The sequence below is a fragment of the Filibacter tadaridae genome, from assembly GCF_900609045.1.
Lineage (GTDB): Bacteria > Bacillota > Bacilli > Bacillales_A > Planococcaceae > Sporosarcina > Sporosarcina tadaridae.
In genome coordinates this window covers 144,894-157,265 of record NZ_UXAV01000042.1, presented here as the reverse complement: position 1 = coordinate 157,265, position 12,372 = coordinate 144,894, and the positions used below count along the sequence as shown (strand labels likewise).

The following is a 12,372-nucleotide window of genomic DNA, read 5'->3' as shown; positions in this document are numbered from 1 at the left end:
GATGTCTGTGAGTTCATTGATAAATATGGCATGGTTTGTTCTGTCACATAAATCTTTTCTTATGCTATTACTTTTTGTGAATTTAATGGGTACTGTATATGGTTACGATTGGTATATGTGGCAACTTGAAATAACAGAGCCAAAGTTTTGGATCTTTGTTCCGGATAGCCCGACGGCAAGCTTGTTTTTTACAATAGCTATATTCGGGTGGATTATAGGTCGGAATTTTAAACTGATTGAAGCACTTGCACTAATAACACTCGTTAAATATGGCCTCTGGGCAGTGGTTATGAATTTGTTGACACTGTTTGAAACTGGTTCAATCGGGTGGATGGGCTGGATGCTTATCGGATCGCATTTTGCAATGGCTTTGCAAGGTATTCTTTATATTAGGATGTATCGATTCACTTACATACACATTGCGATTGCCGCCATATGGACATTGCATAATGATGTAATTGACTATGTCTTCGGCCAAATGCCAATCTATAATGACCTGATGAAACATATGAATCAAATTGGTTATTTTACGTTTTGGTTATCAATTGCCTGTATTGCTTTGGCCTGTTGGAGTTTGAAGAATAGGTCGGCTAGCATGAGCGTATAAGTATATTAGTTGCGATGAGAGGGCACTACGTTATAAAATGTGGCTGTAGTAAGAAAAAGGAGAGGGAATATATGTCGTTCTGGATTTACTTAGCAGCTATCATCTTATTACCATTGTATGCTCAATTTAAAGTGAAAAAAACGTATAAAAAGTATTCAAGAGTTTGTTCAACATCCGGCATGACGGGTGCGGAAGTTGCTAGACTCATTCTTGATCAGAATGGATTGCATGATGTGCAAGTTGTAGAGGGCAAAGGATTTTTGAGTGATCATTATAATCCACTTTCAAAAGTCGTTGCACTTTCACCAACTAATTATCGTGAAGCATCTGTCGCGGGAACTGCAATAGCGGCCCATGAAGTCGGTCACGCTATACAAGATAAAGAAGCCTACGCATTCCTTCGCTTCCGTCACCGTCTTGCGCCTGTAGCGAGTATTACTTCCAACGCATCCTGGGTATTTATCATGATCGGGATTATTTTTTCAAGTATGAATTCATTGCTTGGTATAGGTATCGCACTTTTAGCTGTTGGCGTACTTTTCCAAGTCGTGACACTTCCTGTTGAATTCAATGCGTCAAGTCGTGCAATGGATCAGATTGTGTCACTTGGCATCATTCGAAATGAGGAAGAGAAGTCCGCGAAAAAGGTATTGAGTGCAGCGGCAATGACCTATGTAGCCGCAACAGCAGTAGCTGTAATGGAACTTGTTCGCTTACTTTTAATATTTACAAACAGAGATTGATGTATATACAAAAGAGCCGTCCCTTAAAGTGCGGGACGGCTCTTTTCATATTCAAATACAACAATGGTAGTACTTGGATGACTTACTAAATATGAATAAAAATCATCGGTCAAAAGGATTCTTTTGGTCATCCAATGTGAAGCCTTCACCCATGACATCATACACATCCGTCAAGGAAACAAAAGCATGTGGATCAATAGAGGTAATTGTATTTTTCAGACGCATAATTTCATTCCGACCTACAACGCAATACAAGATTTCACGGTCGGCTTTTGTGAAATGTCCATAACCCCTAAATACAGTAACGCCGCGATCCATATCCGCCGTTATCTTAGTGGCGATGGCATCTTGGTGATCAGAGATGATAAACGCGCCTCTCGCAGCATATGCACCCTCCTGAACGAAGTCGATGACCCGAGCACCGACATAAAGGGCTACAAGCGTATACATCACTGACCGATGATCCAGATAAACGATCCATGATACCGCAATGACAACTGCATCGAACATGAACATCGTTTTGCCCATGCTCCAACCAAGGTATTTATTGGCCAAACGTGCGATAATGTCCACACCGCCCGTTGTTCCTCCAAATCTAAAGATGATGCCCAACCCGATTCCGATAAAGACTCCTGCAAATAAGGCAACGAGGAACATATCATCTTTTAAATGTATATCAATTTCATAAAACATGAATACTTTGAGGAAAACGGACACGGACACGGTTCCGATAACAGTATAAATGAAAACCTTTCTACCAAGCAGTTTCCAACCGATTAAGAACATAGGGATATTCAGTAACAAGTTCATGAGAGCGGGATCCCACTTGAAAGCGAATAACAGAATAAGCGTGATACCTGTAAACCCACCTTCTGCAAGTTCATTTTGGATGTTGAAGTGAACGAGACCGAAACTGAATATAGCTGAACCTAACATGATGAAAAATATATTTTTTAATTTGATTCCTTGGAACATCTGAAGCACACCTTTCATTTTAAAACAGTACCGCTATTATCATCTATTTTTATATTTTTGACAACACTGACAGTGATTATTACGATATATTAAAGGAGTTGGCGATAATGAGTGAAGAAAATTCAATGGAAAATTTACAACATGAAGTTGATGCATACATAAGTGGTTTTGAAGAGGGTTATTTTCCACCAATGGAATTGATGGCTAGACTGACTGAAGAGCTGGGGGAACTATCGAGGGAAGTTCAGCATGTCTATGGCATGAAAAAGAAAAAAACCGAGGAAGCAATCCGTTCACTTGAGGAGGAAACGGGAGACCTGCTGTTTGTACTTATTTGTTTCGCCAATTCGCAAGGTATCGATTTGAACAAGGCGCTTCTCTCAGTTTTAACTAAATTTAAAGAACGTGATGCTAACCGTTGGACGAAAAAGGAGGAACTGTAATGTCTATAAGAGTAGCGATTGCAGGTGCGCGTGGCCGTATGGGCAGTGCAGCTGTTAAGGTGATGATGGAAGCGCAAGATATAGAAGTTGTTGCTGTACTGGATTATAAATACGATGGAATGTTTTTACATAGCACGGGTGTAGATGCCGAACGAGGGGGTATACCCATATACACAATGCTTGAAAAACTTGCTGATGAACAAAAGCCAGATGTTCTTTTAGAATTAACAGATCCCGATGCAGTTTTTAACAATGCGAAATCTGCCTTGGCACTTGGCATTCGACCAGTTGTCGGCACATCAGGTCTATCTCCGGAAAGCATCTCTATATTAACGGAACTGTCAGCCGCCCAACGAGTCGGTGGAATCATTGCACCCAATTTCTCAATTGGGGCCGTTTTGATGATGAAATTTTCAGCGATGGCTTCACGTTATCTCGGAGACGTGGAAATTTTGGAGATGCATCACGACAAAAAAGTGGATTCACCATCCGGAACAGCTGTTAAAACGGCAGAAATGATCATGCAGGAAAGACAGTCTCATGTACAGGGGCATCCGGATGAAAAAGAACATAGAAGTGGTGCGCGTGGGGCGGACTTTGATGGGATGAAGATACATAGTATCCGACTTCCAGGTCTTCTCGCACATCAAGAAGTACTTCTTAGTGGCGCTGGAGAACTTCTTAGCATTCGCCATGATTCATTCGATCGTAAATGTTTCATGCCAGGTGTTCTGATGGCAATCCGTTACGTTATGGATAGCAGGGACTTTGTCTATGGTCTTGAAAATATTATTGAGTAACAACACGGCTTGTAAACTGAACATGTTCTGCGGAAAGGGATGAAATCGTTGAAAAAACTAAAAGTCGGGATCATTTGCTATCCATCGCTCGGAGGGTCGGGTGTTGTAGCAACTGAACTTGGAATCATGATGGCTGATAAAGGCCATGAAATGCATTATATTACATCCGGTAAACCATTCCGCTTTCATAATGCATATCCGAATATTCATTTCCATGAAGTTAAAATTGATGGTTATGCTGTCTTTAAATATCCGCCGTATGACATTGCGCTTGCGAATCGAATTGCTCAAGTCATCGAATCGGAACAATTGGATTTGCTCCATGTCCATTATGCAGTTCCACATGCAATCTCCGCAGCGCTCGGTAAAGACATGGCTAATTCCACGATTGGTGTGATTACCACATTACACGGAACGGATGTCACCATATTAGGGCGTGATCCCGGTCTAAGAAATACAGTGCGCTACGGGATTAATAAGTCAGCTATTACTACTGCGGTCTCTGAATCGCTTAGGCTGGAAACGATGAAATTAATTGACCCTGAAACAGAAATTAAAACAGTATATAACTTTATAGATGAAAAGAGATATCGCCCTGTGGATCCGGGTAGCTTAAAAACTGAGATGGGCATTAAGCCACATGAAAAAGTGATTATTCATATTTCAAATTTAAGAAAAGTTAAAAGGATTCCTGATATCATTATGAGCTTTAAAGAAATTATCAAATCTGTTGATGCAAAAATGCTTATTGTTGGTGAAGGACCCGAGAAGCTAAAAATGGAGGCACTTGTTAAAAAAGAAGGCCTTCAAAATAACGTCATATTTACCGGTAAAAGGGACGATTTACCTGAACTTCTTGCAATGAGTGACGTGATGTTCCATCTTTCTGAAAAAGAGGCATTCGGACTTGTACTTCTGGAAGCTCTCGCTTGTGGACTGCCATCAGTCGCTACAAATGTCGGGGGGATTCCAGAAGTCATTGAAGATGGTGTCAATGGATTTCTCGTATCGCTGGGAGATGTGAAAACCGCAGCGGAAAAGGTAATCATGCTACTGACTGATGATAAATTACATAAAACGTTTAAAGAAAATGGATTCATGACGGCTAGCGGGAAGTTTCAATCAGCAGGAATCGTGGAGCAATATGAAAAACTCTATTATGAAGTTGCTGATGAAATATGACGGGACTTTTCGGAAGCGGTCCAAGTCGTGAAGTGATACGTATTCTTGAAGGGGTTGGCTTTGAAGCAGTATTTGTGGGTGGTGCGGTACGTGATCATGTTTTGCAAAGGGAAGCAACGGATATTGATATTGCAACTTCCGCTGAGCCTCTGGAGGTAAAAGAATTATTTCCAATAACAGTTGATTTGGGTACAGAACACGGTACGGTACTTGTTTTGAAGGATGGCGAACCAATCGAAGTGACAACATTCCGGACTGAAGGAACTTATTCAGACCATAGACGACCGGATAGCGTACAATTCGTCAAATCACTTAAGGAAGATTTGATACGTCGTGATTTCACCATGAATGCGCTTGCGATGACAAGGGATGGTAAACTTATCGATTTATTCGATGGGGTAGAAGATATGAATCGTCAGTTGATTCGGGCAGTCGGAAATGCTTCGGATCGTTTCAAAGAGGATGCCTTACGTATGATTCGTGCCATTCGTTTTACGTCTGTATTGGGTTACGATATAGAGGATGCAACTTGTAAAGCGATTACAGACAATGCCCAACAAATTCGATTGGTTTCTGTCGAACGGCTAAAAGCTGAAATGGACAAGTTATTTTCTGGTGTTCACCCGGAGAAAGCTATCCGTTACCTACATGAATCCGGATTAGCCACACATTTACCCTTGTTCCCAGATGATAAAGAGAAACTGGGTCGTTTAGCGCCATTTTCTACGTCATCGGAGGGGTGGGCGTGCATGATGATAGCCGGTGATTTTCCGGCTTCATCGATGGCGAATTCTTACAAGCTGTCAAATGCCGAAAAAAGTTTTTTAACATCCATACATGATGCATTTGAAAATCGACTGAAACATTCTTTTTCTGCAGATGATTATTACAAATATGATTTAGACGTACTTGTTACAACGGAGAAAATATTTCGTTCACTTTGTTTAAGTGAACAGACGCTTACAGCTGAACAAATTAAAAAAAATAAACTGGCGTTACCAATTCACTCAAAATCGGATTTACATGTTAGTGGTAGCGATTTAATAAAGTGGATGAATATCAAGGGCGGAAAATGGATAGGTGAATGGATCGGGAAAATTGAGCATGCTGTTCTTCATGGACAATGTGAAAATGATCCAAGAAAAATAAAGGAATGGTTTTTACATGAATTCAACCGTGAAAAATGAATTATTGAAAAGGCTTTTTGAGGCGAAAGGTGAACCAGTTTCGGGGCAAGAAATTGCAGATCATTTTGGATTGTCGCGGACGGCGATATGGAAATATGTCAAAGACCTCGAAAAAGATGGCTTTGAAATTGGGACGATACGAAAAAAAGGCTATTACTTGATTGCATCACCTGATCGTGTAAATGAAGCGAATGTCCAAAAGCATTTGACAACAAAAAGATATGGACGCCGTATTCATTATTTCGATACATGCGGTTCTACACAAGTTATCGGGCATGACGAGGCGCAAAATGGGGCTCCTGACGGTACAGTTATCCTTTCCGAGGAACAAACTTCCGGAAAGGGTCGCATGTCACGTCCTTGGAGCTCTGTTGGCGGTAAAGGTATATGGATGAGTATTGTCTTGCGTCCATCGCTTACGCCGCAACAGGCACCGCAAATGACCCTTGTAGCAGCGGTCTCTGTCACACGTGCCATTCAGGAAGTCACGGGGATTGAACCGGATATTAAATGGCCGAATGATATTTTAGTGGGCGGCAAAAAAGTGACAGGCATTTTAACAGAACTACAAGCAGACCCTGACCGTGTAAAAGCAATTATTATCGGCATCGGCATTAACGTCAATCAAGTAGAAACAGATTTTCCGGAAGAACTGAATCCTATTGCAACTTCACTAAGACAAGTACTTGGCAAACCAGTTGACCGTGCAGAATTAATCGCGAAAATTCTTAGTTTTCTTGAACTGTTTACGGGTTTATATGAAAAACATGGATTTGGACCGATTAAACTACTCTGGGAAAGTTATTCGAATACGACAGGCAAACAAGTACGTGCCGTCATGCTGAACGAAACAATCGTAGGCACCGCAATGGGCATCTCTGATGAGGGTGTACTTGAATTGAAGCTTGCAGATGGCTCAATACGGGGTATCTATTCGGCAGATATTGAATTGCCAAAATGATTAGTATACAAGTATTTGTGGATTTGATATAGTAACAGGGAAGGGCGATATCCATTTAGAATCGCACCTATTTTAGAACGACACCAATTGCATACTGCTACATGATCTGCCTTGATCTTAAAAAAAGACAGGGACGGAGGAAACCATCAAATGACGATGACGCAACCCTTCTGTCCAAATTCGGACACGAAGGGTTTTTATTTTTGGTTTTCCCTCCCGAGAGGAGCGAAAAGATGAACAGTACTTCTGATTTTACAAAGATGAAAAGAGAAGGAAAAAAGATTGCCATGCTAACGGCATATGATCATCCATCCGCAAAATTAGCAGAAGAAGCGGGTATCGACATCATTCTTGTCGGAGATTCACTCGGTATGGTCGTACTCGGTTATGAATCAACGGTTGCTGTAACTGTCGATGACATGATCCACCACGGAAAAGCAGTAAGAAGAGGGGCCAATGATACACATGTTGTTGTTGACATGCCTTTTGGATCCTACCATGGTTCTGAGGACCGCACACTTAAAGAAGCGATTCGCATTATTCAACAGACAGGAGCCAATTCCTTGAAAGTCGAAGGTTCGGGGAAAGTTATCGACTGCATTCAACTACTCACTTCAACAGGGATACCAGTCGTGGCGCATCTTGGTCTCCTTCCACAATCCGCTTCAGTTCTTGGCGGTTATAAAGTGCAGGGGAAAACTGCGGCCGCTGCACAGAAACTTATCGAAGATGCGAAAGCTTGTGAAGCTGCGGGTGCTTTCATGATTGTACTTGAATGTATCCCTTACCAACTTGCAGAACAAGTAACGGCGGCTGTTTCAGTACCGGTTATCGGTATTGGGGCGGGAGCCGGCACAGACGGCCAAGTTCTTGTCTTTCATGATACTGTAAAATACGGAAACCATCATGTGCCGAAATTTGTGGAAGTATACGCTGATGCAGGTGCGGTTATCCGGAATGGTCTAACAGATTATGTTGCGTCTGTGAAAGATGGCTCATTCCCTGCGGAGCATCACCGTTTTACGATGAAAGAAGAAGAGTTGAACACGTTGTACGGAGGGGAAAAAAGTGCAAACTGAAACAAAGGTAATGAGGATTGTCCATACAATCATTGAATTGCAAGGTCTTCTTAATCGAAATGAGCGAGACGGTCGCACGGTGGGATTTGTCCCAACAATGGGTTTTCTGCATGAAGGTCATTTATCGCTTGTGGAACACGCTAGACTGCAAAATGATCTTGTTGTAATGAGTATTTTTGTGAATCCGGCGCAATTCGGTCCAGAAGAAGATTTTGAAGCATACCCGCGTGACACAGAACGGGACACGCATCTTGCGGCAAATGCGGGCGTAGATATCCTATTCATTCCTAATACAGCTGAGATGTACCCTCAAGATGGCGGCATTCGTATCTTACCGGGCCCGCAAGCTGCAATGCTTTGTGGTGCGTCCCGGCCAGGGCACTTTGATGGTGTATTGAAAGTTGTACTAAAACTTTTCAACATCGTCGACCCAGACCGTTCTTATTTTGGGATGAAAGATGCTCAACAGTTAGCAATAATTGAGACCTTTGTACGTGATTTCAATCTAAGGACAGTTATTGTGCGGATTCCTATTATCCGTGAAGAGGATGGACTTGCAAAAAGTTCTCGAAATGTTAACTTGACTCCAACTGAACGAGCACAAGCACCTGTCATCCAACAGGCCTTGAAAAGAGGTGCCCAGCTTTTTAAAGAAGGACATTCTATAAAAGAAATTAAGAGGTTTGTAGCCGATTACATCTCACAGAACTCTACAGGAGTCATCGATTACGTCTCGTTGCTGGCTTATCCGTCATTGACGGATGAAATTTACGATCAAGCGGAGGTCATTTTGGCCTGTGCGGTGAAATTTGAAAAGGTTAGATTAATAGATAATATTATTATGTAAACAAAGGATGATTCTTATGTTCAGAATGATGATGAACAGTAAAATACACCGTGCAACGGTCACAGAAGCCGATTTAAGTTATGTTGGAAGTATAACAATTGATAGTGATATTCTTGATGCTGCTGGAATGCTAGCCAATGAGAAAGTTCATATCGTTAATAATAATAATGGGGCACGTTTTGAAACGTACATTATCGCTGGAGAACGTGGAAGTGGCGTCATTTGTGTGAATGGTGCGGCGGCACGTCTCGTTCAACGGGGTGATATTGTTATCATTATGTCATATGCATACATGACTAACGAGGAAGTAGCGACACATGAGCCAACAGTTCTGATTATGGATGAAAAAAACAGCATAAAAGAAATGATTCACGAAAAACAGGGAATGACGTTATAATTTTTTGCAAAGGCTTATCTGGGACTGGTTAACTCCATTTCAGATGAGCCTTTTCAGTTCGGTTTTCACACCCAGTGCAGTTACTGACACGGAATTCAATGTTATAATCATTTGTTCGTACTATTTATGTTGGAAAAATGATTCTATGTAACCTCCAGTGAAAGGCATCCCCAAGCGCCGAGCGTTGTTGAGAGGATTCTTTATGTCAACATACATATATAATGTTATAAGCAATTCATGCCTCCATAAGACAGAATGTGATACAATTTGTAATAGCATGTTAAACAGGAAGTTGATGATTATATGGATACGAAAACGTATGCGGTTGTCGATTTGGAAACGACGGGTCATTCACCTGTAAAAGGTGACCGGATCATCCAAATTGCGATTGTATTTATAAAAAACGGTCTTATTGGTGAAAAGTACGTTCGCTTTGTCAATCCTGGACAAAGAATTCCTGCGTTCATACGCCAATTAACGTCTATTTCAGATGAAGAAGTAAAGGATGCTCCTTTTTTTGAAGAAATCGCCGACAAAGTATCAAACTTGTTGGAGGACACTGTTTTCATTGCACATAATACAGATTTCGATTTGCCGTTTCTGCAAAGCGAATTTGCTAGGTGCGGGATTAGTAAGTGGACCGGCAAAAAAATTGATACCGTAGAATTTTCGAAAATAATGTTTCCCACTTCTGCTAGTTATCGTTTACAAGATATTACTGAAGAATTAGGAATACCTCTAAACGCAGCCCACCGTGCAGACGATGATGCAGAAGCAACAGCTGCCCTTTTTCTTGCGTGTTTGAGAAAAATGCATACATTATCTGAAGATACACTTAACTTACTGCACCGCAGATCATTTCGTTTGAAGACAGATTTAGCAATGCTGTTCTACGAATGTCTTAAAGAGAAGCGAAAAAAAACTGTAGCATCGGGTCTTTCGACTTTCAGAGGCATTCCATATCAACAGGTCGGTACAGTCACTAGCAATCAGGGAATGCATTTGCCCTATCCGTCTAGTGAATCTTTAAAAACAACTGTACTCAAACGTGGGTACCCCGATTTTGAACGTAGAGAATCCCAGTATGGCTTCATGGATACGGTTTGGGAGGCGTTAACTACGAAAACTGAAGCTGTTGCAGAAGTACCAACTGGAATCGGTAAGACAATCGCCTACTTATTACCCGCCGCAATCCATTCGACAACTAAGGGCAAACCAGTTGTCATTAGTACATATACAAATCATTTAGCAGATAAAATCATAGATGAAGAACTTGCCAAATTGCGCGTAATGCTTGGTCAAGAAATAACGGCTACTGTCATCAAAGGGAAAGATCGGTATATTTCTCTAGGTAAATTTGAAGAATTACTTCGTATTGTGGATGAATCCTATGATGAATCCTTTACTATCATGCAAGTACTTGTCTGGCTAACACAGACAACAACAGGTGATTTAGATGAATTGAATGTTTCGGGTGGTGGCCAACTGTTTATAGAGCGCATCCGAAAACGCTCAAGTAAGCTTGCTCCTGATGAACAAATCGCGGATTATCATAACCGGTTACTTGATACATCCAAGAATTCGAACTTGATTATTACGAACCATTCAATGCTACTTTCCGATATGAACCGGGAAAAAATGATTTTCACATCGTTGGCGGGTCTTATTATCGATGAGGCTCATCAATTTGTGCAAACCGCCTCACGAATGAATGAAACCGTATTTTCCTATACAAATTGGAAATACGTTATGGGGCAGCTAGGATCAGATGCAGACGGTCAATTACTCCAGCAAATTTTTGCGATTGCAAACCGCCTTGGTACGTCTACAGTGTATGACCGTGACAGACTGATAGCTGCCTATACAAAATTTGTGGAATTATTCGATTGGTCAATCAATCAACTGACATCATTTCATCCGAAAATAGGTACTAAACAGCAGGGGAATCGATCTGTCTTCCCTCTTTCAGAATTGAATTATGAACGCAATTACTTTGCCGATGTAGCAACAGCAATGTTCGATTATATCGATAAAGCTGAAATTGTTACAATGGGAACTACAGTTCACTTAAGCAATATGACATTAAAGGAACAAGCGCTTCTTTCGGAATGGGCTTTCTGGGTTAAAGAAATTAAAATAAAAGCTGGGGAATGGGTGGAACTTTTCCTCGATGATAACAAAGAGGACTTCACTGTTTGGATTGAAAGAGATAAACGCAGTATTCCAGGGAGCCTCACCGTTATTAAATACCCTTTGGACGCTTCTATCGCTATCCGCAAATTTATTGATCGACTAAAAGAAGAACAGACGGGTATTATTTGGACTTCTGGAACGCTTTCGATTCCAAATAATGAGCGATTCATACCTCAAATGCTTGGAATTGATGAATCAGTTCCACTATTAACGTTCCATGCACCTGCACATTTTTACTCAGGTGCAGAAATATTTATAGTTGAAAACATGCCTGATATCCAACAAGTTCCGCAATCGGATTATATTGAAGCAGTCGCACATGCAGTCATTCAGGCTGCAATGGCAACGGGAGGGCGGATGTTCGTTTTATTTACCTCCCAAGATATGCTTAGAAAAACATATGACCTAATTGTTGAAAGTGAGCAATTAGAGGAATATGCACTTTTCGCACAAGGAATTAGCTCTGGTAGCCGCATCAAACTGTTGAAGTCCTTCCGACAATTCAATAATGCAGTTCTATTTGGAACAAACAGTTTCTGGGAAGGGGTGGATGTACCTGGCGAAACACTTACAACTGTTATCGTCGTGAGATTACCATTCTCATCCCCCGAAGAACCTGTGTTCAAAGCAAAAGCCGCTAAAATGACTGGAAAAGGTGTGAATCCTTTTACGGAATATGCATTACCTGAAGCTGTCATGCGTCTACGACAAGGATTTGGAAGGCTCATTCGCTCTTCAGCGGATAAAGGTTTTTTCATCATATTGGATAGACGGATTGAAACAAAATCATATGGTAGCTCATTTCTTGAATCTCTACCGAATGTACCTATAAAAAAAGTCTCGCTCGAACATATGGTGAATGAACTCGAAAATTGCTATAATAGACACGAGTTACTGTAAAGGCAGGTATAAGGATGTATCAGCGAAAATTAGTTAGACAGTGTACTGTGTGTGATTC

12 protein-coding genes are annotated in these 12,372 nt (G+C 41.2%); 11 read left to right on the top strand and 1 reads right to left on the bottom strand.

Annotated features, from left to right (window positions below):
• Positions 1-25: 25 nt before the first annotated feature.
• Entirely contained in the window at positions 26-607 is a 582-nt protein-coding gene (lhaT, locus tag FILTAD_RS10110; protein WP_415579212.1) for a lipoprotein heptaprenylglyceryl N-acetyltransferase LhaT, read from the top strand.
• A gap of 71 nt (positions 608-678) precedes the next feature.
• Entirely contained in the window at positions 679-1,350 is a 672-nt protein-coding gene (locus FILTAD_RS10105) for a zinc metallopeptidase (RefSeq protein ID WP_124070652.1), read from the top strand.
• A gap of 102 nt (positions 1,351-1,452) precedes the next feature.
• Here the strand turns inward: FILTAD_RS10105 and FILTAD_RS10100 are convergent, their stop codons facing one another.
• The gene (locus FILTAD_RS10100; protein ID WP_124071180.1) at positions 1,453-2,325 is read right to left on the bottom strand and encodes a YitT family protein; all 873 of its coding nucleotides are present in this window, start codon (positions 2,323-2,325) and stop codon (positions 1,453-1,455) included.
• Positions 2,326-2,432: 107 nt separating this feature from the next.
• On the opposite strand from FILTAD_RS10100, the gene FILTAD_RS10095 reads away from it, so the two are divergent.
• The 9 genes from FILTAD_RS10095 to dinG all read left to right on the top strand — a co-directional run bounded on the left by FILTAD_RS10095 (position 2,433) and on the right by dinG (position 12,314).
• Complete coding sequence (locus FILTAD_RS10095; RefSeq protein ID WP_124070651.1) at positions 2,433-2,768, top strand: nucleotide pyrophosphohydrolase; 336 nt, start codon at positions 2,433-2,435, stop codon at positions 2,766-2,768.
• Complete coding sequence (gene dapB, locus FILTAD_RS10090; RefSeq protein WP_124070650.1) at positions 2,768-3,568, top strand: 4-hydroxy-tetrahydrodipicolinate reductase; 801 nt, start codon at positions 2,768-2,770, stop codon at positions 3,566-3,568. Before FILTAD_RS10095 ends, dapB begins: the two co-directional genes overlap by 1 nt.
• 39 nt (positions 3,569-3,607) lie before the next feature.
• Entirely contained in the window at positions 3,608-4,750 is a 1,143-nt protein-coding gene (gene bshA / locus FILTAD_RS10085) for an N-acetyl-alpha-D-glucosaminyl L-malate synthase BshA (protein ID WP_124070649.1), read from the top strand.
• Complete coding sequence (locus FILTAD_RS10080; RefSeq protein ID WP_124070648.1) at positions 4,747-5,937, top strand: CCA tRNA nucleotidyltransferase; 1,191 nt, start codon at positions 4,747-4,749, stop codon at positions 5,935-5,937. The genes bshA and FILTAD_RS10080 overlap by 4 nt, the downstream gene beginning before the upstream one ends.
• Complete coding sequence (locus FILTAD_RS10075) at positions 5,915-6,898, top strand: biotin--[acetyl-CoA-carboxylase] ligase (RefSeq protein ID WP_124070647.1); 984 nt, start codon at positions 5,915-5,917, stop codon at positions 6,896-6,898. The genes FILTAD_RS10080 and FILTAD_RS10075 overlap by 23 nt, the downstream gene beginning before the upstream one ends.
• A 233-nt stretch (positions 6,899-7,131) precedes the next feature.
• A complete protein-coding gene (gene panB, locus FILTAD_RS10070) occupies positions 7,132-7,977 on the top strand; it encodes a 3-methyl-2-oxobutanoate hydroxymethyltransferase (protein WP_124070646.1) in 846 nt (281 codons plus the stop codon).
• Positions 7,978-7,987: 10 nt separating this feature from the next.
• Complete coding sequence (panC, locus tag FILTAD_RS10065; protein WP_124071178.1) at positions 7,988-8,824, top strand: pantoate--beta-alanine ligase; 837 nt, start codon at positions 7,988-7,990, stop codon at positions 8,822-8,824.
• 16 nt (positions 8,825-8,840) lie between these two features.
• A complete protein-coding gene (gene panD, locus FILTAD_RS10060) occupies positions 8,841-9,221 on the top strand; it encodes an aspartate 1-decarboxylase (RefSeq protein WP_124070645.1) in 381 nt (126 codons plus the stop codon).
• 303 nt (positions 9,222-9,524) lie between these two features.
• A complete protein-coding gene (dinG, locus tag FILTAD_RS10055; protein WP_124070644.1) occupies positions 9,525-12,314 on the top strand; it encodes an ATP-dependent DNA helicase DinG in 2,790 nt (929 codons plus the stop codon).
• Positions 12,315-12,372: the final 58 nt, after the last annotated feature.

Coding starts and splice junctions, on each gene's coding strand:
- FILTAD_RS10095 (WP_124070651.1), top strand. CDS start 2,433: ATGAGTGAAGAAAATTCAATGGAAAATTTACAACATGAAGTTGATGCA.
- panD (WP_124070645.1), top strand. CDS start 8,841: ATGTTCAGAATGATGATGAACAGTAAAATACACCGTGCAACGGTCACA.
- FILTAD_RS10105 (WP_124070652.1), top strand. CDS start 679: ATGTCGTTCTGGATTTACTTAGCAGCTATCATCTTATTACCATTGTAT.
- FILTAD_RS10075 (WP_124070647.1), top strand. CDS start 5,915: ATGAATTCAACCGTGAAAAATGAATTATTGAAAAGGCTTTTTGAGGCG.
- FILTAD_RS10100 (WP_124071180.1), bottom strand. CDS start 2,325: ATGTTCCAAGGAATCAAATTAAAAAATATATTTTTCATCATGTTAGGT.
- dapB (WP_124070650.1), top strand. CDS start 2,768: ATGTCTATAAGAGTAGCGATTGCAGGTGCGCGTGGCCGTATGGGCAGT.
- panB (WP_124070646.1), top strand. CDS start 7,132: ATGAACAGTACTTCTGATTTTACAAAGATGAAAAGAGAAGGAAAAAAG.
- bshA (WP_124070649.1), top strand. CDS start 3,608: ATGAAATCGTTGAAAAAACTAAAAGTCGGGATCATTTGCTATCCATCG.
- dinG (WP_124070644.1), top strand. CDS start 9,525: ATGGATACGAAAACGTATGCGGTTGTCGATTTGGAAACGACGGGTCAT.
- lhaT (WP_415579212.1), top strand. CDS start 26: ATGGCATGGTTTGTTCTGTCACATAAATCTTTTCTTATGCTATTACTT.
- panC (WP_124071178.1), top strand. CDS start 7,988: ATGAGGATTGTCCATACAATCATTGAATTGCAAGGTCTTCTTAATCGA.
- FILTAD_RS10080 (WP_124070648.1), top strand. CDS start 4,747: ATGACGGGACTTTTCGGAAGCGGTCCAAGTCGTGAAGTGATACGTATT.